Here is a 26,663-nt window from a genome sequence, read left to right as displayed (position 1 = left end):
CATGATCGAGAAATTCATGCGCGCCCCGTATCGCGAGGGTGCTCGGGGGCCTATTGCCTTCGACTGTTGGGGTATTTGCATCGCGGTGCGCCATGAGGTGTTCGGTCTGCCTCTGTTGCCCAGCCTTGGTGCCGTTGGCAAGGACAAGCTCAAGGCCAACACGGCCGCCTATCATGACCTACGCCAAGGCATGGAGGAGTGCCCTCCAGAGCCTGGATCCATCGCCGCCGTGTTCCGCGGTGCGCTGTGCCTGCATGTAGGCGTGGTGGTGGAAAGCGAAGGGCGCCTGAAGGTGCTGGACACAAACCCCGGTGGCGCCTGCCTCCGGACAACCGGCGAGTTCGAAGCCGCTCATCCCAAGGTGGTCTATTACCGTGATCGAGTTCTACCCGAACAAGCTGAGTGAAACGGCGCCGCTCGGCACCTGGAAGACCGACCGCCGCATGTCCATCGAGGAATGGCTGAAGTCACTGGCCCCGTCGTATGAGCGACGGGAAAGCCCGCCCATCAGCGTTGTCCTCAATGAGGAGGTGATCGAGCAGCACCTGTGGCACAAGGTGAACTTCAAGCCTGCTGACCTACTGCAGATCTACCGCGAGCCGAAGGGCACCGACCCTTTCTCCATCACCTTCGCCCTGTTCAAGGGGGCCAAGGCGGTGCTGAAGTCGATCATGCCCAAGATGCCGGGCATGCCATCCAGCGCCGGTACTCAGCAGGGCGATCCGCTGACAGAGGCAAGCGCCAAAGGCAACAAGGTAAAGCTGGGAGATCCAGTTCGCCAAATCGCAGGTCATCAGCGTGTCTACCCAGCTTACTTGACGCAGCCGCGCAGGGTGCATGTCGCGCCGCGCGACCAGCGAGTTGAAATGCTGCTGTACATCGGCGAGGGCCAGTACGACGTCCCACTGGCAAAAGTTAAGGTGGGTGAAACCCCGCTCATCTCCTTGGGCGCCGACGCCACATTCACGATTTACCCGCCAGGCGCTGATCTTTCGGCCGATCCTGCTCATATCAACTGGTTCAACGTGCCAGAGGTAGGTGCAAGCTCGAGCGGATCGGCGGGGCTAGAGCTGACGATGGCAACTGAGCTTACTCAGTCCGCAACAGCTTCTGCATACCAGTTCATCGGAGATACGATCAGCGTACCGGCTGGTTCCGGTCAGTTCCCGGCGGATTGGTCGAACGGCATCATAATCCGGGTGATTGCGCCATACACATACACTGTGATCGACGGCGGGGCTGGGCGAGACATCATCCGTGGGCCGCTGGAAATGTTGAATCCAACGGCAGGCATGCTCATCGAGGTGGCTGGTGCGAATGCTGGCATGTACGTTGTGCACAGCTACACCCCTTACAGCCCGCCAGTTCCAGCAAACCCTGGCACGGCTTCAACCCTCACCGGGTCTGCTGCCCCATCCAGGTACGACTTCAACGTAACGCCGTTGAGCTTCAGCCTGGTACGTGGCGCCTCGACTTATCCGATCACGCTTAACACCGCCACGACCGACCTCGCCGGCCTGGTTTCCGCGCTGAACACTCTGCTCAGCGGCATGCCATTCCAAGCGCAGCAGAGCAGCGGACGCCTGCGCTTCGTGGAGCTCTCACCGTATTCTGGGCAGTCGATCACAGCCACCGGCGCATCAACGATCCTCGGCTCATCGCCAGTCGGCGTGACCGGTACCCCGACTACCAGTGGCGCGCCAGAGCAGCAGGCTGAAATGACGCTTGACTACGACGGCGGATCGCCTGTGGTCGGTCTAGCGCTCGGTCAGGGACTTGCCACAATTGGCCCGCGCGGCCTGCGGTACAGGATCACGGCCTTTAGCACGAGCCTACTCGAAGTCGAGCGGCTTACATCCTCCGGATCAACCGACACCGGCTGGCCTGGATTCAACGCCAGCCAGACTGTGAACGGTCTCATCACGCTTGACCCATCGAACCTGCAGGGCGGCTATCGGGGCCCGTTCGCCTGCTGCCCGGATAATGAGAAGGTCATCGAACTCGAGTGGACCGTAACATACGCGAACGGCCTGTGCGGCATCGGCCGGGAAGGTCAGATTTATGAGATCCCGACCTACTACGTGTTCGAGTATCGAGACATGGACCTTGCGGGGGCGTGGACGGTGCTCGAGCAGGTTAACTGGGGTGGATCTCTGGACGCCCAGGGCTTCTCTGGTCGCGTTTCGCTTCCTTACGCCATGCGTGCTGAAGCCAGGGTACGCAAGCTATACAAAGACCGACCAGGGCGGATCAACAACGAGGCCAGGGATGACGCGACATGGACGGATCTGCGCGGTCGGATGCAGAACTCGCCCACCAGTTACCCAGGACTGACGGTCATCACGTGCAACATCCGCGGTGGCGATCGCCTCTCTTCGCAGTCGGAAAGCCAGGTAAGTGTCGAGGCAACCCGCATCCTTCCTCTGATGGGGGGAGGTAGCGGGCCAAGCCGCGATATCGTGCCGTGGTGCATCTACCAGCTGAAGCGGCGTGGGTACACGGACGACGATCTTGATCTTCCAGAGTGGCAGGACTTCCACAGCATCTGCGTTGCCCGTGGCGACAAGTACGACGAGACTTTGGACGCGACTATCACGGTGAAGGATATGATCAACAACGCGCTGGCCTGCGGGTTCGGCGAGCTGGTGACATTCCGCGGCCTACTGCGCCCCGTTCGTGATGCTGCACGGGCAGCATTCGACGTCACTTACGGGCCCAAGACTCAGACCTATTCTCCACAGAACATGACCAAGATGCTCAAGATCAGCGGCGCCATGCCGTCGATCAACGACTTCGACGGCGTGGATGTGGAGTACTTCTCGCGCACAACCTGGGCATGGGAGACGGTGGAGTGCAGATGGCCTGGCGACCTCGGTACAAAGGTCGAGAAGCTCAAAATGCCGGGGATAAGCGACAGGACAAGAGCATGGCGTATCGGAATGCGCCGGCGTGGACACCAGAAGTTCCGCACCGACGTTTACACCTGGGAAACCGAGATGGACGGCAGCAACAGCGGCTACTTGAGCTTCGCAGCCGTTGCGGATGATGCGCCCAAGCGGTGCCAGAGCGCCATTCTGTTGGGATTTGCGGTGACCGGCTCGGGAACATTCCTGACTTCTTCTGAGCCGCTGGACTTCAGCGCTGGCGGCGAGCACAGAATAGGTGTGCGCAAGCTGGACGGCACGCTATCCGGGCCTTGGACCGCCACGCAGGTGGATCAGTACAAGGTTCGGGTCGATGCGCTCGACTTCACACCAGTAGTGGATGGACCACTGGAGCCGCCGCACATCCTGTTCGGCCCGGCATCCCGCTGGGCCTACCCGGTGCTAATCACCAGCTCAGACCCGGCAAACGGCAACACAGCCATGAAGGGCATGCCCTACGACGCCCGCGTTTACACCTACGACGACCAATTCCCGCCGGCCTGACCGGACCTTTACGAGCATGCCCGCCTAGAGCGGGCTTTTTCATGCCCGGAGAACCTATGCGCTACAACACAATGAACCCGGTGGGCCAGGACGGATCGAACGATCCGCGGGATCTCTACGATAACTCTGGAATCATTGACCAGTTTGTAACCGGCGAGCTTCCTGCATATCCAGACCGTCTTGGTCGGTCCAGAAAATCGCTGGAAGGCATGCGGGTGGATTTTCGACAAGATCAACAAAACAGGGACGCTCAGTTTAATGCTCTGCTGACGTCCTCTGGCTATATCGACCTCGGCGCCTACGATGACGGCCCCTACACGATAATTGCCCCTAACCAGATGTTTTCGAAGGACGGTGCCTACTGGTCTCCAAGCCCAGCACTCGCTCTTCCATACACCACGCTCAACAACTGGTCAGCCGATCGAAGCAAATTCGTCAACCGTGGCGACGCATCGGTCAGGACTGATCTAAAAAAGGCCCTGGCAAGTCTTGATTCGTCATCCGACAAGCTGTTGATTGATCTGCACTATGGCATTTGTCGCGGAGTCGGTTACAACGGGACCGGTGGAGAGCGTGTAACCCAGACTACCTCTGTAGTTGAAAGTGGACAAAGCATACCTGTCGTAGATGCTACAGGTTTCGTTGTTGGCCAACTCATCGTTTATAAAGCTGGTGACGGTGAGTATTACACGGCGGTTGTCGCGGCGATTGTTGGTAACACCATCGCAACACAGTCTCGAATCGAAGTATTCATAGAGGCAGGGGCAGATGTAGGGATCTTCTACACTCAGGAATCTCATGCGACGCTGATGGGGTATAAAGCGATTGCAGATGCAGCGCTTCGCCAGGCAAGCAAGAGATTTGAGACTGTTCACACCTGGACAGCACAGGATGCACACACCCTTGTCGGAGGGGCGGTTGAATCTCAATTCAGCGACGCGACCTATTCCAATCCAGGTTCTTCAAGCCAGTCCTCATTGCTCGTAACCGCGCCGGCCGTAGGTGGAGGTGTCAGCACGGAAGAGATATCTCTTCCGGCAGGTGACTACATAGCGAGGATCTTCGTAACCCCGAACATAAATGGCTCGGCGACGATGATCGCGTCTGTGTCAGAGGTTGGCGTCGGTGCTATCAGTTATTCTGATGCGCCATCCGGTCAACGACCAATAGTGCATGAGGCATTTTTCAGGAAGAGCAAAAAAAGAAAGGTTTACGTAAGCTTGCTGGCTCAGCAGGCAGGGCAAAGTATTGCTGTGTCAAGAATCGAATTTGTCAGGCTGACAGGATTCGTGAAAAACCTGGACCGTGGAGTTCACGTCCTTCTCGGAGACAGCTGGTTTGCTCAGCCAGGAATTGCTCAGCGGCTATCAGAGCGACTGCCAAATGCAACCATAATCAACAAGGGCGTTGGCGGAAACACGGCGGCAGCTCTGTGGCAGAGATTTGATACGGACGTCAGGCCATACAACCCAAACTTTGTTTGGGTAATGTGTGGGACTAACGATGTAGCCACAGGAGTTAGCCCTGATTTGTTCTACACCGGTACTGGAATTATCTCACAGTACATAGCAACAACCGGCGCGACAGGAGTGTTTTTCAACTGCTCGGTAGGTGCGCCAAACCATCCAGTGTATGGAGACCTGCTAACGCCTTCAAGGAACTACGTGATCAATGAAGATTACTTGGCACAGATGCCTGGAGCCACACAGGCTACTGAGGTCTACAACGCGCCTATTAATATTACCGTACCTGCTGGTGCGTCACGAAGAATTCTAGTTCCAGGGTTCACCAAGAAGCCAGCCGTCCTGCGGCGTCTATATGCAGTAGGGCAGGGTGGAGAGACCACCGGAAACATTCGCGTTGGTTTCGGCACAACCGTGACCGCCATGAATGAGGACGTAGTTACCTACGCCCTGGCGGAATCAATACGCAACGGTCTTGACGTACCAAAAACCAATCAGGCCCAGAGATTCCTGATGCTTGAGATCCAGAACACAGGAGCTTCCGAGATATCAGTGGGTGGATACTTCGTGCTGGAGTGGTCTCCAATCCTGTAGGTTAAATGGCGTAGTCAATGGTCTTCCTGTTACCGCGCCAAGTAACCCAGTGATCTTGTAGTTGTTCATTTACATAATCACCGTTACTTGAGCGCGTGAATTTCACGCCTTTGAACTCATCAAGGCTACTAACCTCTGATTCGAACTCATCTCTGTATTGTTCGTAGTCTTTGTCTGAGTCCAGAAAGTCAGAGATTAAACTGATAATTTTTCTGATCATTACTGATTCCCTGTGTATTTGCTTCGCCAGCCTGATAGTCAGACGATTTAGCGGTTGAGTCGATTATAGCCAAATACGACCATGGAGATAGAGCCTTGCAGATTTCCGAGCAGCAACTGCTGCAGATCCTCCCCAATGCCCGCCCAGTCGCGGGCATTTTTGTGCCTGCACTGAACCGAGCGATGCTGCGCTGGAAGATCGATAGCCGCCTGCGCATCGCTGCCTTCCTGGCCCAGGTCGGTCACGAGTCCGGCCAGCTGCGCAATCTGGTGGAGAACCTCAACTACAGCGCAGAGGCCTTGGTGCGCACATGGCCAAGTCGGTTCACACCGCAGACCGCTGGCGCCTACGCTCGGCAGCCAGAGAAGATCGCGAACAGGGTCTATGGCGGTCGTATGGGTAACGGTCCGGAAACCTCAGGTGATGGCTGGCGGTACCGTGGGCGCGGCCTGATCCAGCTGACCGGCCGCGACAACTACCGCGCAACTGGCCAGGCCCTGGGTCTGCCCCTGCTCGAACAACCTGAGCTGCTCGAGCAGCCCGAGCACGCTGCGCAGTCGGCTGCCTGGTGGTGGTCACAGCGCGGCCTGAATGAGTTGGCCGACGCCGGACGCATCCAGGATATCGGCAGCGTGATCAACACCGGACAACCAGGCCGCGTTCCGCATGGCGCTGCTGAGCGGAAAGCGCTGTATGACCTCGCGGTCAAGGTGCTGGCATGAACGCCTGGCTGCTTCGCCTCGCCGGCGCCGGGCTGCTGATCCTGCTCGGCATGGCCGTGGGCACCTGGGTCACCACCAGACACTTCCGACCATTGCTCGACCACCAGCAGGACCAGGCCGCACAGTGCGCCGCCGCGCGCGAAAACTTGGCAGGCCTGGCGCAGGAGCAGGGCAAGGCCCTGGGCAACCTAGTTCTTGAGGCGAGCGAACGCCAGGCCAGGGCAGAGCAAGCGATGGGCGAATCCGAGAAAAAAACCCGGGAAGACTATGCAGTGGCGAACCGGCTTCAGCAAGAGCGCAACCCTGGCGTATGTGCGATCGACCATTTCGACAAGGAGCTTGGCCTATGAAGGCGCAGGTGCTGGAAAAAAGTGCAGGTCGTGTGAAAACGTGCAGGCCTTGGGAAAAAGTGCAGGTGCTGCAGATGCTGCTTGTGAGCTTGCTGGTTACCGGGTGTGCAGCGGCGCCCACGCCGGAGATCCGTTATGTGCGGGTTGAAGTGCCTGTGCAGGTGCCGTGCCGCGCACCAGCGGTACCTGTTCCAGTCTGGGCAACCGCAGGGCTGAAGAAAAGCGACACTCCGGAAACGAAGGTGCTTGCACTGCTTGCTGAACGCCGGCAGAGGATCGGGTACGAGCGCCTGCTGGAGTCGGCGGTGGGTGCTTGCCGCTGAACGGTACTTCCTGCGCGCCTGGTTGCAGTGCTGAAATACTGTATCCATATACAGTATTCGGTGCAGCATGTACTTCCTTATCGTCCGTCGGCGCGTGAATGGCGTGGCCATTCCTTCCGATCAGCTCAAGAAAATCCAGCCCCTGCGCGCCGATATCCACATCGGTGACCACCACAGCGAACCGTTGGGCAGGGTTGCCACGCAGGCATGGGTGTTCAATCCGACGCCCGGCCCCGACATCATCCCTCGGTTGCACGATGCCAAGTTGAACGGCATGGCACAGCTCGGCATCAACATCAACGGGGTCGAGGAGATCGACGGCGTGTTGTACGCCCAGTCCTGGTGGTGCCGGGCGGTGGGTGAGTATGGCAACTGAGCTTCCGCAGGCCTGGGTGGCCGAGCTCAATGACAGCTTCGAGCTGATAGTGGACCCAGATGGGCGCGCTGCGGTGCTGACCGAAATGGCGCTCGCCGCGCGCAGGCGTCGTGAGGTGGGCGATGAGGAACTGTCCGAGATGCTGGAGTTCGTCGAGGCAGGCAGGCTGTGGGCTCTGAACGAGCATGAGGAGGCCTGGGCTTTCGGCCTGTTCTGTGAATAGCTGTCTAAAGGAAGGGAAACGTTCGGCAGAACGCCGGGATGGGCAGTCAGGGCTGCGTGAGAAATGCGTGACTCTTGTGGACACTCGCGAGCACCTATGGACGTTCGATTGCAGCGAGCGCGCCGAAAAGTGCTGCGATATCATGCCGTTAGATGGATTGGCATGCATGGGGTGCAAGGGGTCGAGTGTTCGAATCACTCCGTCCCGACCAAAAAACTCCAAAGAATCCAGTCACTTAGCGGTGGCTGGATTTTTTTATGGGCATCGAAAGTTCTGGGCATCAGAAAAATACCCCTACTTATGCCCCTACTTGGAAAATCGCTTGCATCACTCAGGCGGATGCTTATTAAGCCTCACTGTGTCTCCCAAGGACACGGGACCACCCACCAGTGAGCCTTGTAGCTGTGGGCGAACCGGACCTTGTAGATACCGTTGTCCAGGGCGACGATACCCTCGGAAAATCCAATTTTTGTGGGTGCTTTTGCTATAGGGAGCTGGATTTTTGGGGGCTGTTCTTTAGGGGGGAAACCATTCATTGCCGCCGAAGTCAACGACCCGTCGTTCCGGGAGGGGGCCTTGCGTCCCAGAAGGCTGGCGATCTTATGCTGAAGCATGGTGTCGACTCGGGTGGTGATATAGGCCGTGTCCGCATTCCGCAGATCCGTGCCTATTAGCATGTCACGCGGCATGACGAGCACCGAGGTCGGGGTGCTGTCGTTATTGAAATGGTCGATGGCCTGTCGGCCTTTGTCCTCAAGGGTGTGAGATACCGCCCCAGGATCATCGAGGATGTCTCGGGGGAGTTGCTTTCTTGCAACAACCTCAGCAACTGCTCGTGAATGGTAAGCGCATCGGATGTTTTGTCGGCAACGACAATGGCTTTTCGGCAGGACGGCAATGGCGATGCCTTGATGTCCTCCAGAATGCTGAATGCAATTGATGTGTGGGGAGAGTCCTCTGATCGTGGGTCTGCCTCTCCTGTATTTTGCGCGTCTGGCCGGAAAATCGCGAGATCAAATCAACCGTGATATCAAGGCGCGACGTCTGCTGTCACTTAGCTTGGGGAATCGTAGCCAGCGTATTCCTGACTGGTAGCTAGATCCGCTGAAGCTCAAGTTGGTTCTCGCAATCTTCAAGTCCTTGCCTAAACTCGAAGCTTGGGAAATCTATCGTCTGCTTACTAAACCAGACGATATGTTGAAAGGGCGCACACCGCTAGATGTGGTGCAAACAGAGAATTTTGAGACTACCTTGGCTTCACTGGTTCGGGGGCGAAAAATAGCATAGTTTGTGTCCTTCATTCTTTTTTTGCATGGCTTACAGCGGTCCGAATTTTTGGTTTGTTCCGTTCCAGTCCCGAAAATGGATCCAGTCAACTATCGGTGACTGGTTTTCATGTTTTCAGTTTTTTAGGAGCAGAAAATATAGGGCTCGAGTAGATTCCATTGCCGAATACGTCTGGCCTAGAGTGGCAGGGCGCAGCGGTTGTGACCCACATTAGCCTGGAATTCGCATCGCTCGTGATCTGATAGCCTTCACGGCCTCAGGCCAGAGCAAGGCAGGTAATGGTCTCGTCCTTCCCCAATTGCGCGAATCTCGCCGCAGTAGGCTGTCTGCCATCTTGTACAGAGATTGGTTGGCTCTGCTCAGAGGTCTCCATTGCAGCATGCAGTGGGTGCTAGGGCCGTTAGGCGGGTATCGGGATCTGCTTTTGGAGAGACATAGAAAGATCTCAGCTATACAATGCGCCCTTATCACCTTGGACGACTGGATGGGTCCTCCAGGCCGGACCTCTGGCACTGGAAAGGGTAAGCAGTTTTGGGATGGGGCCAATGAATTCGATGCACGATGGCAAGATAGACGCCCATTTTTCTGGGCATGAGACGTTCCCGCTTCGTCAGATGTGGCTAAAAAAAGCGGTTGAGCGCGCAGATACGGATGGGCTCGTGCCCAAAACCACTTTCACCGACGATAAGGCTATCGCAGAGTTCGGCGTGGGCCGAAATATGGTTGCGGCTATCAAGCATTGGGCACTAGCGTGTGATGTCTTGGTGGAGGATGAGTCACGACGAAATTTCCAGCTCAGTCCTACAGGTAGAGAAATCTTCCTTGATGAGGGTTTGGATCCATTCTCTGAGAATCCTACTACCGCATGGTATGCACATTGGTGCTTGGCTGGTCGCGGGAGCCGCTCGACTACGTGGTATTGGCTTTTCAATGTCTTCACCTCGCAATCATTCAGTCGAGACGAAGCGCTTCCTACACTTACCAAATTTGCTCAAGCCATTTCTGGTGGAAGGAAGCTGTCTAGCGCAACCCTGAGTCGTGATATGGACACCTGCTTGCGCGGATATGCTCCTAGATCCGTAATGTCCTCGGTTGAAGAAGCCGCTGAGCCAATGCTTGCTGAGCTCGGTTTGCTCCAAGAGGAGCGGAAGGGCGTCTTCTCTTTCCGGCGCGGGCCTAAATCAACACTTACCGACGCTTTCTTCACATGGGCCCTCCTAGATTTTTGGCAGCGGCACCGGGCAGGTGAATCTTCTCTCACATTTGAAACCGCCGCCTACGCGCCGGGCTCTCCTGGTCGAGTTTTCAAGCTCGATGAGGAGTCAGTAGCGGAACGCCTTTTCACTTTGAGCGAGCTTACTGACGGGAAGCTGCGATGGTCTGATACGTCAGGCCTACGTCAGGTTTACCGCGGCAATTTTGAATGTGAACTGATGATGTCCAAATTGTTGAGAGAGTCCTATGTCCGTTGAGTCTGATGTTTTGCTCGAGCCCGCGCCAGTGAGAATCGAACGACATTATCGGCGCTCAGTCCGCATAGATGCAGACCTCGGACGGCATGACGCTTTGGACGGCTATGTGCTGACCGAGACCGCGCGTGAGGCGCTTTCGATTATGACGCGACAGATTGTTGGCAGTAGTCAACGCGCGTTCACTTGGACAGGTCCATATGGAGGAGGGAAGTCGTCTCTGGCTCTCGTCCTGGCTGCTGCGATCGCCGATGATGAATCTTTGCGTAAAAAGTCGGAATGCTTCGTTGGTGAGGTTCCCTCATTTAGAGAGGCGTTTAACACTGATGATGGCAATTGGCTTGTAATTCCGGTTGTTGGACGTCGCAGCAGTGTTCTCGCAGAGCTTTCCAAGTCGCTTAGTAAGGCTACCGGGCGAGTCGAAACAGTTAGTAACTCAGATGAGTTGATAGATACTTTGGTTCGCGAGGCAGAGGGCGATGGCCGTGCCGGCGTACTTCTAATCGTCGACGAAATGGGGAAACTGCTTGAGGCGTCGGCCGCCGGCGGTGACGATGTGCACTTCTTCCAAGATCTGGCGGAAGTCGCGGCTCGAAGCCAGGGAAAACTGGTTGTATTGGGCATTCTCCACCAAGCATTCCGACAATACGCATCCCGCCTCGGCATTGAGGCAAGAGATGAGTGGGCTAAAGTCCAAGGGCGGTTCACGGATGTCTCTTTCGTTGCCACGGGTGATGAAGTAGTTGAGCTGATAGGAAGAGCGATCCACTGTGAAATTGCTCATCCAAATACAGTCGAGATGAGCAACACGATTGGAACTGCCATTTCTGGCCGTCGTCCTGCAGTAGGACGTGGTATGGGAGCTCTCCTTGATAAATGCTGGCCACTTCATCCAGTTACTGCAGCGCTGCTCGGACCTGCTTCTCGGCGGCAGTTTGGTCAAAATGAGCGAAGCGTATTTGGTTTCCTAACATCGCTTGAGCCTCACGGCTTCCAAGATTTTATTTCGAGTTGGGATCAGCAGTCGCTTTATGGACCAGACCTTTTTTGGGATTACCTGAGAGCAAATCTTGAACAGGCGATCCTGGCCTCTCCTGACGGCCACCGCTGGGCACAGGCTGTTGAGGCGGTAGAGCGCGCTGCATCCAAGGGAGCCACAGAGACAGAAATTTCACTGGCCAAAGCGCTTGCGTTAATCGATATGTTCCGCAGTGTTTCGGGACTCGCGGCAGATGAGGCCGTGCTGCACACCGTTTTGTCTGGCTATTCAAAAGCTGACATAACACGGGCTATGGAGCGTTTGGCGACATGGCGCGTTGCACTCTATCGAACTCATCTCGGGGCCTGGACCATTTTCGAAGGCAGCGACTTCGATATCGATCAGGAAGTGGCGAAAGCTCGGGCTACATTCGTGGAGGCTGACACGAAAGCATTGACGGCGATGGCGAGTTTAAATCCGATTATCGCCAAGCGTCACTACCACTCCACTGGTACGTTCCGGTGGTTAGGAGTGACTATGCATTCTGTGCAAGAAGCAGAGCGATTGTCGAAAAGTTACGAACCCGATGGTGGAGAGTTTGGCAGGCTGGCATTGGTGCTCCCTGAACGTGCGTCCACGGTGGAAGATGTGACCAGGACCTTGAGCAAGCTGCAGAGCAACTCAAAGAGGACGCTGTTCTTCGGCATTCCGCCTAACCACGAGCTCATAGCAGACCTTGGTGCTGAGCTTATGTCACTGCGACTGGTATACGAGAGCAGCCCTGAATTGGAGGGGGACTCGGTTGCTAGGCGAGAGGTGGCTGCGCGGTTATCCTCTGTAAAGGGAGCAATTGAGGAAGCGTTGCGCGAGGCAGTCGCACGCGCCGAGTGGCTGTATGAGGGGCTGTTCGTAAGGCCTGCTAGCCTGTCATCACTTGCCTCGGACGTGTCCGCTCGAACATTCAGCTCTGCCCCAAGAGTGTGGAGTGAGCTCGTAAACAGAGATGCCTTATCCAGCAATAGCGTGAAAGCACGCCGTGATCTGCTCCATCGTATGGTCCAAAATACACATGAGGAATGCTTAGGTATCGAGGGTTATCCTGCCGAGCGGGGGCTGTACGAAACACTTCTTTCCTCAACTGAACTCCATTGCTTGGATAAGCAAGGGGTTTGGGGTTTCCAGGCGCCTAAAGCTAGCAACAAGAGGAATTTCCATCCCCTGTGGAGCGCAGCACTCAAGAAACTCGCCAGCCAAATTGTCGGTCGTGTAGAGGTGAGAGAGCTTTACACCCTTTGGAGCGGTGCTCCCTATGGAGTGAAAAGTGGGATGCTCCCAGTGCTCGCCGTTGCGTTCATGCTCGCTCACTCTGACAAGATTGCTATCTATCGGGACGGAATATTTGAGCCTCGGCTTACAGACGTTGATGTGGACGAAATGCTGCAAGACCCCGGCCGTTTCGCGCTGCGATGGGTTGATGAAGATCTTGAAAAAGCACAGCAGCTTAAAACTATCTCGGCCGTACTGAATAAGTGTGGCTTTGAAGCTACTTCCGAATCTCCTCTAGATATTGCCAGAGCACTCGTAAAGGTGCTTTTCAGTCAACCTTTGTGGACACGGCGTACTCAACAGCTGTCGGGGCTTGCACGTGCTGTCCGCGATCTTTTGGTGAAAGCATCTGATCCGCATCAATTGCTGTTCGTAGATCTACCAAGAGTTTTTGAGGATGGCTCGGTACGGGATGGTGCTCAGCTAGAAAGCGCTCTGTTGGAGCTAACGGATGCCTTTCCAGCCATGCTGAGGAAAGTAGATAACCGGCTCGCTGAAGCCATTGACGCTAAGGAAGGAGATGATCCCGAACTCAGGGAGCGTGCTAGTTACGTGTCCAAAGCTACTGGAGATCTTCGGCTTGAGGGGTTTGCTCTGCGCTTGCAAGAACGGGATGGCACGGTTTTGGGGATGGATAAAATCCTGAGTTTGGCAGCGAAAAAGCCCCCGCGCGATTGGACCGATTTAGATGTGGACGCCGCCCTGATTGCTGTAGCAGATCTATCGCTCGCTTTCAGAAAAGCCGAAGCGCTGATCGCGGTTAACGGCAGAGCACCAGGGCGTGAGGCCTTCTCTATTGTAATTGGCTCCGGTGGTTCTTCAGATGTGGTCAACAAAACCTTTGAGGTTGCCGGCAGAGATAGAGAGATAGTTTCAGATGCAGCCACAAAGGTCCTAGAGTTACTGCGTAGCTCCGGGCTTGAGGGTGATCTGCTCCTCGCAGCTATTGCCCGGGCCGGATCCACAATCGTGAACGAAGGACCAGGACATGCGTGAGCGGCATCTCTTGGGTCTTTCTGGGGGGCGTGATAGCGCTGCTTTAGCGGTATACATCCGCCAGACAAGGCCCGAATTGGATATCGAATATTTCTTCACCGACACTGGAGAGGAGCTGCCAGAGGTACAGGATTTTCTAGGGCGGCTTGAAGGATTCCTAGGTAAGCCAATCTTAAGACTGAATCCCAGGAGGGATTTTGAGTTCTGGTTAAGGGAGTACAACAATTTTCTTCCTTCACCTCAGACACGCTGGTGTACGCGGCAATTGAAGCTTGCACCTTTCGAGGAGTGGACTCGGCCGATGCTAGCGGCAGGTGAGAAGGTTTTCTCTTACGTTGCCATCAGATCTGATGAGGACTATCGCGAAGGGTATGCCTCTAAGCATGAGAGCCTTAAAGTGGTGCTTCCCTTCCGCGAGGAGGGAATAGATAAGCCCGGCGTCATCGAGATCTTGGAATCCTCTGGTGTCGGACTGCCTGAGTATTACGAGTGGAGAAGTCGCAGCGGATGCACATTTTGTTTCTTCCAGCAAAAAATTGAATGGGTCCGACTGCGCGAGCGTCACCCTGATGCCTTTGAAGAGGCTAAGGCGCTGGAGAAGACTGCTTTGGATCACGGGTCACCTTTTACCTGGTCTAAAGGTGAGCCGCTCTCTGATTTAGAGAAACCAACACGTGTCGCTGCAATCCGTAAGGAGTACGAGGCGCGAAAATTACGTACCAAAGCCCGTCGGTCAAGAAACCCTCTCCGTCCATGGGAAGATAATATGGACATTGATGATATCTATGGGATTGATGAAGCTGATGGAGGCTGTAACGTTTGTCATAAATAGAGGCCTATGAGATGCATGCTGCGATTACCGTCGACCAAGATCTCGCCGCAAGCGGAAGATTCATGGTGCCTCCTATTTGGACCTTATTATGAGGCTTGGAGGTGCCTGCCAAATCAGAGACGATACACTGGGAGTGTTTGCAAAAAAGTTGTAGATCAGGCTAGCGTTAAGGGGGCGGGCAATTTTAAACATATTTACCAAAGCTCCGCCCCTTACATGGTAGGAGCTCCTACGCGTGCCAAACTGCTAATATAATCTTTGCTTTATTTTGTCCGTTGGTTAACCATTTTTCATGGTTAATGAAAATTTTTAAATCGCCCATGGTGCTAGGTTTGTCTTTGCAGTAAACCAGTAAGGTTTCGCTTGTGATTTTGTTGCCGGCCTTAAGCTGTACCCCCATATATGCGCGGAGTAGCTCTTCATTAATTGAGTCTGGAAATGCTTCTATTACTGAGCTTAGGCTTGCTTGATCAATATGAAGTTCATCTGAACTTCCTCTGTTCATAGCGTGCCCTGTTAAAGGCGTGCCTCCAAGTGACTCTGCAGGGTCAGCATCCGATAGCGTGCCTGCTAATATGGCAGTGCCTTGTAAGTGCCAGCTACTTAACCTTCGTTGAAGTCCAACTCTCGACGCTCTCGAGCTATATGTGGCTGCGATACTTTGAGCTTGGTCGAGGCGAAGCTCTCCTACAGAGGTCCACCCGTTTACAAAGTCTTCAGCAAGCTCTTGTATTGTCGGCGTTCGGATGTTTCTTAGGTTCCATCCCAGTGTTTCAGTTTCTGTGTCGGTAGCTGTCGAGCTGAGATAGACTACTGCTTGATTTTTTTCTTGACTTAGAGGGCGCGAACGAACTCCGCTCACAAGTAGTAATGATACCTTGTCGAATGCATCCTCTTTGGCTTGAGCAAGATCACATGCTTGTGTGAGATTAAGCCACTCTCTACCATCGTTCGAACGTAACACCATACCAAAGCGAAGATTTTTCTTTAGCCATTGCGCCTTGTTTAGGGCTGGAGAGTGAACAGGGTAAGTGGTATGGTCGAGACCTTGTCCACCGCGCCACTCCATACTTCTCATCAGCCCTCTGATAGCTGCTCGAGAATCACCTATTTCGGCCACCGGTGCAATGACATTTGTATTGCGGTGCTCCATTAAGGAGTCGCCAAGTGTGAGAAGCGAGTTACGGATCCCAGTGTACGACTCCAGTGCCGTCAGCAAGTGACGGCTTATACATTCTTCTACATATCGGCAAAAATCGTCATTGTCCAATGTTGCTGCTTCGTGGAGTATATCCATGGCTTGCAAGTCTAGCTCCCAAAGCTTATTCGCCTGGTCTCGAGCTGCGAGTTCTAACCCTTTTGATGTCTCGCTCACAAAATTTTCGACTGCTGAAATGAATGGTCTGTCGGATGTCAGTTGGAATAGCGCAGTCTTCCAATGGATCAAATCATCATCAGACATGGGTTTGCCCATGATGCGCATTCTAGAGCTGGAAGCTTTAAGTAGCGGGCGGATAGTGCGAAACTCTGACTGCAGTTGGGTGACATGAGTTGACATTAATATGACTTGCAGCGGATTTTCGCAATCTTTGTGTGCAGTTATTGCGGAATCTATAAAAGGGAGTGTTTGCTGGTTCGAGTTCTGGACTAGGTAGTAGTCGACTATTATTAGGTCGTATAATCTATCTTCAGGGATGAAGGGGGATGAGTAGAAGTGAATATTCTCCGCCGGTACCCCTACGGCCTCCAGTAAACCATGCACGCGCCTTACCGGTGCGGCGCTGTCATAGCGGGCCTCAAGCACTTTACGAACGGCGTCACTTAACCGAGTTGGTGCCTCCTCACATATAGCTTTATCAGAAAGCGGTGTAGCAGGATCGGGGATCGTTTCTATGTCCAGGCCATGCTTGTTCAAAACGCCAGCATAGGCTTCGTAGTCAGGGTCATGGGGGTCCCCAAGAAGAGCGGCAATGTCGCCGTCGATGGAGAGGAGATCTGCGGTACTAATGTCTTGAGACAAGTCATCATCAATAATAGCAATTTTGATAACTTTTGCCTCATGCAGGGATTTTTTTAGATCCATACCTATTCCTTGGGAAGCTCAAGTACAAAGCCTCGAAAGCGGCCGTCATCGTCCGCTGAATCCAATACAAGCTTTGCTTCGTGATAAGTGGCGACCTCGGCAGCAATAAAAAGCCCGAGACCTTGACCGCGCGGCCTTAGTGAAAAGCCAGCCGTGAATATTCTGTTTTTATCAGCAGGTGAAATTCCAGGGCCATTGTCCCTTAGAGTTAACGTTCGGGACTCTGGGTCAAGCTCTATTGTAATGCATCTTTCGGTTCTGCCAGCTTTAGCGCCTTGTTGTACCCAGTATATGGAGTTCGTGATCAAATTCTCGATTGCTAAGCTTACAAAGCCACGAACCATGTTTACTTTAACTGGGCGAAGTTCTGGTTCGTTGGAGATAATTAGTTTGCAGTTTACTTCGTGGCGTTCAAAGCGGGCTGCATAGCCTTCAATTATAGTGTTAAGCAATGCTGATAGGTCAAATATTTCTTTTCGATGCCTGCCGGATGGGGTGAGCGGGTCTAGTTGACGTAATCGGGTGTTAATTGCTTTAATTTCTGCGTCTAGCTTTCCGAGTAGTGCTTTAGTTTGCGGAGATTCGTCTTTAGAAAGCTTTTGCATCAGCTGTCTAGTATGGCCGGTTGTTCTAGTTAGCTCGTGTAATACGCCCGACATGACTGTTCCAACGCCGGCCAGTTCAAGTATGTCTTCACGGCGCTCTCCAGCTAGTTTGCTTGCTTCTTCAAATCGTGTGACCTCGTTTTTTATGAAGTGAAGATGATCCGCAATTGACTGAACAGACCCTTGGACCTCGGGTGAAACCTTTGAACGAATGTCAGTCAAGCCCTGTTCGGCTTGAAGGACTCTTGCCCTTATTGTGGCTGGGGCGCTTTCGACAATATTATCGAGTCTTGCTTTTTTATCTTCTTGCCCTTCATGTTCAATGTAGCGCCGAAGCTCATCAATCGCGAATTTTGTTAGCATCTCACGGACGAGGTTCGCTTCAGAGGATTCGATAAGACCTTCACGGTTTGAGCGGTCAACTAAACCAGGATTTTCTGCTCTGGAAATTTCTAATGCGCCGACTGTTTGTATTCGGTTGACTGCAAATCCTCCGCGTTTAAGCGCTGAGCTATCTAGGCCCAACCAGTCTTCGCCTGTAGATTGTCCTGAAAACCCTACGCGAAAGCCATCGCGATAAATTGCTATACCACCGCTCCATATGTCGAGCTCGGCTTTTGCTGCCTTCCAATTACCATGTAAAGTAGCTTGCTGGCGAAGGCGGTCACGATTGAACCAGCGAATCGTTGCTCGGATGGGGCCAATTTTTTTTAGCGCGACTGCGGTAGTAGACAATGCATGTGTAAGTTCTGCTGTTGTTCTTATAGTTACTTCAGGTTCGTTTCCGCGTTGGTAATCGATTAGCTCCGTTCGAAGTACAGAGCCGTTGCTTTCGTCAAGCTCGCTCGGGTCGAATTCAAGTTCCATGTCGGTTTGAACGAGATCTGTTAGTAATTTCTTCATTCCCTCGATGGGGATACGAGCGCCACCATTTACATGGACATCGATAGGAAAGCCTGACGGTTTTTTCTTTTCGTTAGTGAGAGTTTGTAAATTTTTGGCTGATGCTTCACGCTTTTCCTCAGGCTTTACAAATGGATTCTGCAGGCGGCGGAGGAAATCGCCAATTAATTTATTCCTGACTTTTTCATCCGTCCAATGGCTCTTCAATGCCGAGATTGTGATTACCGTTCCCGACTCGGTTTGGCGAGGGCGAGTACTCGGCTTTATCTCAAGGCTTATGTCGTTTATGTCTTTTGTGGGATCGTCGAATAATCTCCAGTCGAAGTTTATTTCGTGTGCTTGTCCGCCTTTAGTCCAAGATGTTACATTGGCATTGTCGCCGAGGCGCATCATTGCTAAGCGGCCTATACCTTTGTTTCCTAGGATTTTACGACTAAGATCCTTGGAGTTGTTGGTGGCCAGTTTGGAAGGCGTTCCAATTGCTAGAAATACAGATTCAAGCGTATTGGCATCCATTCCGCAGCCTGTATCTTCAATTGATATGTAGTTAATTGACTCAATTACTTTTGTTGCGTTTTCTTTTGTGGGGTTGCAATCAATTTTCCCTAGTAACTCTAATACTCTTTGAGTTTCGTTGGTGTCCGTGATTTGGTTGGTGATTTTTTTTCTTATGTCAGCGACCGCTGTTTGAAATGTGGGGGTGTCTATGCTTTTGCTTATCTTATTTATGCTTTCATCTATTACTGAGTGAGGTACGGGGATGTGGATATCAACTTTTACTCTAGGAGATTCAGCGTCAAACGCATTTTTGATGAGTTCGTTAATCGCTACCTCGTCAGAGGTAATTAACTCTGCGCCAAGATGCACTAATGTCCTGGCAGCTACCGAAAAAATTGCCACTTGATTCAAATCCTTGAATAGATGTTGATGGGTGCAATTTGAGTTTGGAGAGACATGAGTTTCATCCATTCACTCCGACAAGCCAGAAAAACCACCATAGACGCACGATGAATGTCCCTTCAGATTAGCACTTGGAAATAATGCCATGATGATGTCATGGTCACAATGGTTGCCTGCGTTGGACTCAACGTGTTGAATTCGCAGCCTGGTCCGCGAGAGCATCGTGATTCTAAGCGATGACAGGTAATCCACATGAAATCAGTGGTTATTGTCTGTTACGTAGCCGGAGGCGTCAGCTGCTCGCGCTTTCCGAGTTTTCCTACCGAGTGCTGGAGGGCTTGACCTGGCCTATCGCCCGTATCGCACAGAGCGTTTCCGTACTGAAGCATAGCCTTCAGTATCGCCCTAGCCAGACAGGTCGTTTACTCTGGATGTAGCAGTCCGTTAGTCATCGCTAGCAGGCTAAGGCTGTTGAGTATATGAATCATGAAGCTGCAGTCGTCCTGATCAATGTGAGGTAAGGGTTATCTTCCGGAGGCGCTGCAGTTACAGCTTCTGAATCACGCAGAAGGTAACCGTTGAGGACTGTAGTTCTACGAGGCCCTCTTACCTGGCAAGTCCAAATATTCTGGCCATTGGGTTTTTTCAGATGAACATCCAGTTTTTCAAATTGACGTTGGAGAAATCGCCACGCTTCGCTTTTAGGATCTGCATCCGCCAGCTCTGGATGCTCGGACGCGTAGCGTTGGAAAATGCCCGGCGTGACCAGAAAGAAAGTACCTTCCACTGTGTGGACCTTAGCTTTGCTGTCATTGACTACTAAGTGATGACTGCTAACTCCCTCGCGCAGCCATTCGAGAAAGGCCAATCCCGAGGCATCCTGGGGTGGCGCACTGGCGGACGACACCTTGTCCGTATCTGATCCACTTTCGGGCTCGCCTGGCTCTTGCAGCGTGTTCAAGATGTCGTAGAGGTAGTCGAAATCCTGACTCCAGAGCGCTGTGCTCGGTTGCTCTTCGTCCGAGGTATTTTGCGAAGCGTCAGGGTCTGTCGTAATTGCTTCGTTGGTTGACGGGGGATGATCCATCATCGTCTCTACCGTGCCACTAAAGCTATCTGGGCGGGGTTCATTGGCCCAAATCAGGCTCGGTTGCAGGCGGAGGAAAGTAAAACGATGCTGCCAGTTCTTGTCTGCGACGGTGGCGTTCCACACCGCTTTGCCCTCAGGTGTCGCATCCACCAATCCATGTGACTGCAGCTCATCGAACAAGGCGATGTTGGAGGAAGGGATGCCATCCACCGCCTGTGCCAGCAAGTAGGCCCGGAGCTTGTCAGTGGCAATTTTACTGACCAGCCACAGATGGTCCTGGGTGAGCCAGCCGGCGGCGCCGGGCTGGTTGAGCTTGAACTCGTTCTTAGCCAGGTGTCGCAGGCCTGTGAGCAGGTGATGCTGTAGTGAGTGTTTAGGTGACTGCAAGGCTTTGCTGGGATTGGCCCCGATGTTCTGTGCGGTGGACACCCGGTCTGCTTGAAGTACCAACTCTCCGAGAGTGCCGGCGTGCTCGTAGTGGTTGGCTAGTAGAAAGAGCAAGTGGCCCCACAATACCGGGTAGTGGCTAAGCCAGTCGAGCAGACGGGGCGCCAAAATTTGCGTGTACAGCAGTCCCGTCGCGGCGCCGTGCAGTTGGTAGTCGCGACCGGCCACGTAGCGAAAGCGGTAGGGCAGGTTCAAAGGGCCGTGCCAGGGGTGCCACACCACGCCATTCTGATACTCAACCTGTAGGTCGACGGCAATCTTGCCAATGTCGTGGAGCAGGGCGCCGTAGGCAATCGCCGCGCTCCAGGCGTCGGCCTGCGCGGCCTGGTCTTCCGGAGCCGCGCCGCTGGGAAGCAAGTACGACTGGCGCAGCTTTAGGCTACAGGCCACCAGTTCTAATCCATGGTCCAGCATGCCACCTGGATAGGCATGGTGGTGACTTTCGCTGGCGGGGAGTTGCTGTACATAGCTGGCGTAACGGCGGATCGGCTCGAGGTAGAGTTGATCGAACTGAGGCTCGGAGAGCGCCGTGTACTGCCAGATGCGCTCGAGCAGCTTTTTCCGGTGATCGGCACAGAGCAGGGACTCAGAGGATAGCGGGAGGAGGAAGCCCTTGGGCGCTGGAGCGAGCGCGGGCTCTGCGGCACCCCCTTTTTGATGTTTGAACCACCAGCGCTTCATTGTGTTACCTGCTTTGCATTCAGAAGGTCCTTTTGCCTTTTCGGATAGGCCTCTTACCCTTGTGCCCCCTTCCATTGCCGCCGTTACCCTTTACCCCCCTTGGGCCTTTTTGCGAACGCGAAAATACGAAGTCTGGCGCATCGGGTTAGATGCTGGATTGGAATGGCCTGTCCTTTTTTCGGGGGGTAGACTGTTCGGCATCATTTTTAGGGCAGGTGGCCTGATGACGTTGAGCGATGCCGTTTTGATCGTGCTACTGGCGGATCGAATTCATGGTACGGATGCTGCCATTCGATCAGCAGCCAAGCGCTGTGCGAAAAAGCTGCCACGCAGTCAGCGCGATATGTTGTTCAAGGTTGGCAACAGCCCCGCGCCTCGGGAACTAGTAGGTCACCTTTGCCAGTTCTTGCCGGACTGAGCAGTCACATACATGTGTGTAAATTCTGAAGAATGAAAAGTTATCTGAAGGGAGAATTAAAGCTCGGCTAGTAGTTGTGTCTCAGGTACTATCACCTCACATGCCTCAACCCTAGGAAAAATTGCACATGTCCAAACTTGCCGAATTCAAAGCACTGGAAGCTCAACTGGCTGCCCAACTTCAACAGCTGGATGCGATGAAAAACGATTCCGGCCTGAAGCAGGAAATCGAGTTTGAACAAAAGCTCAAGGCCTTGCTGGAAGAGTACGGCATGAACTTGCGTCAGGTAATCACCATTCTGGACCCGTCCAAGGGCGTGAGCGTGACTGCAGTCAGCTCCTCTACTGGCGTTCAGCGCAAGCCGCGTGAAGTCAAGCGCTACAAGAATCCACACAGCGGTGAAGTCGTCGAAACCAAGGGCGGCAACCACAAGATCCTCAAGCAGTGGAAGCAGGAGCACGGCTCGGACACTGTCGAGGGCTGGCTGCAGTAATCGACTGCTCAGACTCAGCAGCGGATGCCCTACAACGGGCAAAATAAAGGCCCCGATCATGGGGCCTTTTTGCTGAAAGTGTCACGCTGTTAGTCGCTCAGTCGTTTCAGTGGCCTGATCGGACTGTAGTGCCAACAGGTACTCGGAGGCCTCACGGGCCTGGCCGCTGGCGCGGAAGATCGCCCGCTTATCCTCCTTGAGGATCTTCAGCCAGGACGCCAGGTACTCCTCGTGGCGCAGTGCACCCTGGGTACCGGTCAGCGCACAGAGAAACGCTGCGCCCATTTCTGCGACTAGCTCCTCGAAGGCGTAGGCTGCGGAGCCGAATGCATGCCCTCCGGTGATGCCCTCGCGGTTCAGACGCGAGCGGTGACCCGACCAGTGTGTCAGTTCATGCAGAGCCGTCGCGTAGTAGCTGCCGACGTCCTCGAACTGAGCCTTGCTGGGCAACTGGATGAGATCACGCACTGGCTGATAAAACGCGTCATCGCCATAGCGATGCTCGATTCGGGCGCCACTGGCGACCAGCAGTTGCTCGGCGGGGGCATGGTCGATGAAGACCGCTTGTCCATCGTTCTCGTCGCGACTTCGTTCTTCGTCAGGTAGACCCTCGGTCTGCTCGATGTTGAACAGGCAGTGCGTGCGCAGGAGCGCGAATTGCACCATCTTGATGTTGCCCTGTTCATCACGAACGACCTGACCGTCCTCGTCGTGCGCTTCCTTGCTCATGGGTTTGTACAGCACGGCGAGGGTCGATTGCTCGCCCTTGCGCACATGGCCACCGGCCTTGCGCGCTTGGTTGAACGTGAGCCAACGATCTTGGCGGAAACCCCGTAGACGGGCCTCGGCCCACAACAGCGGAATGTTGATGCCAGCGTAGGGACGCCGGGTGATGGCGTTGATGGGAAAAGGCGAGTCAGCCTTTAAGCCTGTGGTGGTCCAGGGTTTGATCCAGGGGATCACACCTTGACTCAGGGCACTGACGATCTTGTTGGTGACGTCCAGGTAGATATCGGACATGACGTTCTCCATTGTGAAGGGGGAACGCCGCCCGACCGGGAAGTGTTCCCGGGTGGGGTGAAAGGGGCAGTGGATGGGCTGGAGGGGTCAGAGAGCGGCGATGTCTACCGTGATCTCATCGGCCAGCCGGATGAACAGGAAAGCCGGGCCGCTGCGTGGTGTGATGCGAGCCAGCTGTAACCGTGGTGGGACGGACGTAGGTGATGTGTTTTCGCGCTGCGGGGAGTGGCACTTCAGCTCGACCGGGCACTGCACAGTACGGGGTGCTGAGGTCAGGACGCTGTCGAGCAGGGTCGCTAAGCGCTGCGCTGATTGCCTGGCGGAGTCGTTGTCTGTGGCGGCTCCAACGAACTGTCGCCATACGCCTGGGCTCAGCACCACGGCGGTGGAGAAGGGGGTGTTCCTGAACATTGGAACCTCCGGGCAGTGGATTCCGCGATCCCGCAGCAGGGGTTCTGCGTGGATCTGCTCGCTACGCAGCGAGCAGGGAGCGTGCATGTATTAAAACGCCCTCGGAGGGGAGGTCAATCTCCAATCCGCAACCCACATGGGCGCGTCTGTCCAGAGCGATCCAAGGAGGGCAATCGACCTCAAATGCCTGACCAACGGCACTCTTCAATCCTCCGCAATGTGGTGCGAAATACGTCCAGAGAGGCCCCGTTGTGAGGGGCTTCTGGACGCGGGTAAAGCCTGCAGCAGCCTTCAAGATTTTCTCTCAGGGTTAACCTCGGCGGCCAAGTACAAGTGGGTGGAAGTGGCTTCAACCACAAGTGATCCTGCTGTCCCGCGAAGACTGGCTAGGACAGGATCATCAATGTCGAAGTACTCGGCGAAATCATCGCCACCAAATTCGTCTCGAGCGCGATTCCACCAGGAATCGAAGTCGTCGACGTCAGGGTTGCAGCCGATGGCATAGGCCACGCGTTTGCGGCCGCCCCCATCCGGTTTGTTCTCGCCAACCTCGGACATGAGATAGACACCGTGGTCCTTGGCCAAAATAACCCTGCAGCCATTGATACCGGCCTCGGCCAATACGACATGAAGTTCAATGCCTGTGAAACGCAGCATGGTGAGATCCTCCAGAGGGTGCGGAGGAATGCCACCCGTGCGGGGGAATTCCCAGCACTGGAATGGATTGAGTAAGGTCGCGTCAAAGATGCAGGCTCGGTGAGCCAGAGGATTAGAGAGCGTTCATCACCGTGGGAGCGGTAACCATGCGAGCTGCCGAACGCGAATCGCATTTGGGGATAACCGTCACCGTAGTGACGTAGCCTTGAAGGTTAAGGCTACCTGGAGTGCTGGAAAACCAGCGATTGCACAGTTGGTTTATCAAGCGGATGGGCATAGCGTCAAGGGTGATTTTCATTCGAATGGTGTGCTTCGATCCATGCAGTGCCACTGGCGATAATTAGCGCAACTCAAGCGATCAACGGTCATGGAAAACTGCGGGAGAGGAGTAAGCTAAAGCTTGGATCCAAATTGCCTATAGCGGTTTGGCCACGAATCTGGAGAAGGAAACGGAGGGTAATATATGACAACTCCATCCTCTTTAACGTCCAACCGTACTCCTTTCGGCAAATATTTGATTCGTGTCGCAGGCCGTGCGGGTCGCCTAGTGAGTCAGCTTGAAGCCAGAGTTATGCACTCCCCGATTTTGCCGTCCGTCCCGTTCAGGTACCGGCGAGTCGGTATGCAGGTTTTCAAGTTGATCCTCTTGCTGGCTGTGGCATCCGTAGCAATTTTCCTGGCTATTGGAGTGTTGGCTGTGTGGACCATTGCGGCGTTACCTCTTAGTACTGATAGACAGCCTCGTATTCATGAGGTTAGTCATCCCCAGCATCAAAGTCGGTACCCAGAGATGTACGACGATGATGGGGCTCCAAGGTAACTAGTTATTTTAACTTCTTGGCTCCCGACATGAGCTGAGATGATCCTTTCCCGGCTTGTACCTGAGCACCTTCTGATCCGCGAGTGAAGAGCGTCTGGACCCCACTGCCCACGTTGTATCCTGCCCAGCTCATTACGCCTAGAAAAAACATAGGCAGTACCAAAAACATCGCACCCATCACGTACTCGATCACCTGCGCGCTGACTGTCCCATCCATGAACCCTGCAGTAGGTAATGACAACAGTGTCTGATCCGTAGCTGAGACCTGGTGGTACAGCGTGTCCAGCATACTTGAGTCGATCCATCGGGCGAGTTCCCACCAGAACGTCAGCATGTGCAGCGTGAACAGCGCAAACGTGATCGTCATCAGCGCCTTGAGCTGATAGGTGCTAATCAGCAGCACCAGTGGCAGGCTGATGATCGTGCCCATGATCAGGAAGGCCTGAACCATCGGCAATGCTGCGCGCAGCGCATTCATCGCCGGGAAATTGCTGAACGAACCCAGGGCCAGGCCGGTGTTGGTGGCAAGGTTATTGAGCCCTTGCGTCAATGAGCCACCTCGGGCACTGCTGCCATATTCCTGGAGCACCTGACCAGGTGCCATGCTCAATGACTGCTGTCGCGGGCTCACCAGTTCTCGCAGGGTGGCGTCTTCGATTTCGGTGGAGGTCCGCCCGGTCAGCCAGCCGCGCAACTGAGTGAGTAGATTTGGATCGACCTCGACAACCAGGCGATCACGCAACCCGACCGTGGCATCGCTCCACCATTGCTTGCAGGTAGGGAAGCCCGCGCCGTTGTCTAGCCGCGGCAGCGAGGTATCCCGCGTCTCGTCGTACGGCCAAGCGACCCGGGGTGTGCGCGAGCGATCCGTGTCGTAATAGCCCGGCGTGTTGAGCAAATACGTCGAGCCGATCCAGGACGCATCGTAGCTCTGCGATTCGTCCAGCTCGGGGCGATTGGTGAACAGCCGCGAGCGCGAAAAACCGTAGCAGTCGCGGGTGAAGTCGGCGACTTCCTGCAGCAGCACCTGGTCATTGATCCGTGAGCTGTCGATCTCCATGCGCATCGCGCGAATGTCGGGTGCGCACGGGATCGACGCGGTGGCTGCGGCCGTGATGCCTTTGCTCATGGCATGAACAAGGAACCACCACACCGGCACATTCGCTGACTTCTCGCCGATGGTGTTGAACGTCGTGCCCCAGGCCGTGTCGGCGGGCTTGGCCATCGACACACCACAGCGCTGGCTAGCCGCATCATCGAAGGTCACCGAGGACAGGTTCAACGGGAAAAACGGCATGCAGCTAAACAGGATGACCACGTAGCTCATCCACAACCGATTCTCGACGCGTGGAATCGACAGCAAGCCCTTGTTGCCCTCGTCGGCCCCCTGTTGGCGGGCGGATAGCCATTCCTGCAGGATGATCGCGCCAAACGGTACGGCGAACAGTCCTGTGTCTGCCAGCGTATTCCAGATGCCGTTGTTGATGATCCAGGCGAGCAGCGACAGGTAGTACTCAAGGTAGCTGTTGGTGCTCATGTTCATGACT

General features: G+C 54.4%; 18 protein-coding genes and 1 pseudogene. 13 read left to right on the top strand and 6 right to left on the bottom strand.

The annotated features are described in order from the left end of the window. The first annotated feature begins 1 nt into the window (after position 1). From ACTYOL_RS17160 to ACTYOL_RS17110, 11 genes and pseudogenes are all read left to right on the top strand, one after another. Positions 2–406, top strand: a complete 405-nt coding sequence (locus ACTYOL_RS17160; protein WP_444756777.1) for a hypothetical protein — start codon at positions 2–4, stop codon at positions 404–406. After that, positions 375–3,428, top strand: a complete 3,054-nt coding sequence (locus ACTYOL_RS17155) for a host specificity factor TipJ family phage tail protein (RefSeq protein WP_444756776.1) — start codon at positions 375–377, stop codon at positions 3,426–3,428. The genes ACTYOL_RS17160 and ACTYOL_RS17155 overlap by 32 nt, the downstream gene beginning before the upstream one ends. 56 nt (positions 3,429–3,484) lie before the next feature. Next, positions 3,485–5,485: a GDSL-type esterase/lipase family protein gene (locus ACTYOL_RS17150; RefSeq protein WP_444756775.1), complete on the top strand. Its 2,001-nt coding sequence runs from the start codon at positions 3,485–3,487 to the stop codon at positions 5,483–5,485. A 315-nt stretch (positions 5,486–5,800) separates the two neighbouring features. Beyond that, entirely contained in the window at positions 5,801–6,427 is a 627-nt protein-coding gene (locus ACTYOL_RS17145) for a glycoside hydrolase family 19 protein (RefSeq protein ID WP_444756774.1), read from the top strand. After that, complete coding sequence (locus ACTYOL_RS17140; RefSeq protein WP_444756773.1) at positions 6,424–6,777, top strand: hypothetical protein; 354 nt, start codon at positions 6,424–6,426, stop codon at positions 6,775–6,777. The genes ACTYOL_RS17145 and ACTYOL_RS17140 overlap by 4 nt, the downstream gene beginning before the upstream one ends. Further along, positions 6,774–7,100 carry a hypothetical protein gene (locus tag ACTYOL_RS17135; protein WP_444756772.1) on the top strand — a complete coding sequence of 109 codons (327 nt, stop codon included), beginning with the start codon at positions 6,774–6,776 and terminating at the stop codon, positions 7,098–7,100. Before ACTYOL_RS17140 ends, ACTYOL_RS17135 begins: the two co-directional genes overlap by 4 nt. Positions 7,101–7,167: 67 nt before the next feature. Continuing rightward, positions 7,168–7,476, top strand: coding sequence for a hypothetical protein (locus ACTYOL_RS17130; protein ID WP_444756771.1), 309 nt, complete (start codon positions 7,168–7,170; stop codon positions 7,474–7,476). Next, positions 7,466–7,690: pseudogene (locus ACTYOL_RS17125) on the top strand (hypothetical protein); the annotation flags it as partial. The gene ACTYOL_RS17130 and the pseudogene ACTYOL_RS17125, both read left to right, overlap by 11 nt. A gap of 1,841 nt (positions 7,691–9,531) precedes the next feature. Then, positions 9,532–10,458, top strand: a complete 927-nt coding sequence (locus ACTYOL_RS17120) for a DUF4007 family protein (RefSeq protein ID WP_444756770.1) — start codon at positions 9,532–9,534, stop codon at positions 10,456–10,458. Beyond that, on the top strand, positions 10,448–13,756 hold the full coding sequence (locus ACTYOL_RS17115; RefSeq protein WP_444756769.1) for an ATP-binding protein: 3,309 nt from the start codon (positions 10,448–10,450) through the stop codon (positions 13,754–13,756). Before ACTYOL_RS17120 ends, ACTYOL_RS17115 begins: the two co-directional genes overlap by 11 nt. Continuing rightward, positions 13,749–14,588 carry a hypothetical protein gene (locus tag ACTYOL_RS17110; protein ID WP_444756768.1) on the top strand — a complete coding sequence of 280 codons (840 nt, stop codon included), beginning with the start codon at positions 13,749–13,751 and terminating at the stop codon, positions 14,586–14,588. The genes ACTYOL_RS17115 and ACTYOL_RS17110 overlap by 8 nt, the downstream gene beginning before the upstream one ends. A 229-nt stretch (positions 14,589–14,817) precedes the next feature. Here the strand turns inward: ACTYOL_RS17110 and ACTYOL_RS17105 are convergent, their stop codons facing one another. From ACTYOL_RS17105 to mobH, 3 genes are all read right to left on the bottom strand, one after another. After that, the gene (locus ACTYOL_RS17105; protein WP_444756767.1) at positions 14,818–16,671 is read right to left on the bottom strand and encodes a hypothetical protein; all 1,854 of its coding nucleotides are present in this window, start codon (positions 16,669–16,671) and stop codon (positions 14,818–14,820) included. A gap of 2 nt (positions 16,672–16,673) precedes the next feature. Further along, positions 16,674–19,148, bottom strand: a complete 2,475-nt coding sequence (locus ACTYOL_RS17100) for a sensor histidine kinase (protein ID WP_444756766.1) — start codon at positions 19,146–19,148, stop codon at positions 16,674–16,676. 415 nt (positions 19,149–19,563) lie between these two features. Then, positions 19,564–21,297: a MobH family relaxase gene (mobH, locus tag ACTYOL_RS17095; protein WP_444756765.1), complete on the bottom strand. Its 1,734-nt coding sequence runs from the start codon at positions 21,295–21,297 to the stop codon at positions 19,564–19,566. Positions 21,298–21,520: 223 nt separating this feature from the next. Between mobH and ACTYOL_RS17090 the strand changes: the two genes are divergently transcribed. Together ACTYOL_RS17090 and ACTYOL_RS17085 are read left to right on the top strand one after the other, a co-directional pair. Further along, positions 21,521–21,715: a DUF7740 domain-containing protein gene (locus ACTYOL_RS17090; protein ID WP_444756764.1), complete on the top strand. Its 195-nt coding sequence runs from the start codon at positions 21,521–21,523 to the stop codon at positions 21,713–21,715. Between the two features lie 127 nt (positions 21,716–21,842). Further along, positions 21,843–22,208: a histone-like nucleoid-structuring protein, MvaT/MvaU family gene (locus ACTYOL_RS17085; protein ID WP_051095762.1), complete on the top strand. Its 366-nt coding sequence runs from the start codon at positions 21,843–21,845 to the stop codon at positions 22,206–22,208. Positions 22,209–22,289: 81 nt separating this feature from the next. Here ACTYOL_RS17085 and ACTYOL_RS17080 read toward each other — a convergent pair whose 3' ends face one another. The 3 genes from ACTYOL_RS17080 to ACTYOL_RS17070 form a co-directional block, all read right to left on the bottom strand. Continuing rightward, entirely contained in the window at positions 22,290–23,228 is a 939-nt protein-coding gene (locus tag ACTYOL_RS17080) for an ArdC family protein (protein ID WP_444756763.1), read from the bottom strand. A 702-nt stretch (positions 23,229–23,930) separates the two neighbouring features. Further along, the gene (locus ACTYOL_RS17075; RefSeq protein ID WP_444756762.1) at positions 23,931–24,296 is read right to left on the bottom strand and encodes a DUF3085 domain-containing protein; all 366 of its coding nucleotides are present in this window, start codon (positions 24,294–24,296) and stop codon (positions 23,931–23,933) included. A gap of 824 nt (positions 24,297–25,120) precedes the next feature. After that, a complete protein-coding gene (locus ACTYOL_RS17070) occupies positions 25,121–26,659 on the bottom strand; it encodes a conjugal transfer protein TraG N-terminal domain-containing protein (protein WP_444756761.1) in 1,539 nt (512 codons plus the stop codon). Positions 26,660–26,663 lie beyond the last annotated feature (4 nt).

Source organism: Pseudomonas sp. A014 (assembly GCF_052378495.1).
GTDB classification, from domain to species: Bacteria; Pseudomonadota; Gammaproteobacteria; order Pseudomonadales; family Pseudomonadaceae; genus Aquipseudomonas; species Aquipseudomonas machongensis.
The sequence above is the reverse complement of the archived record's forward strand: the minus strand, read 5'-3'. Positions and strand labels throughout refer to the sequence as shown.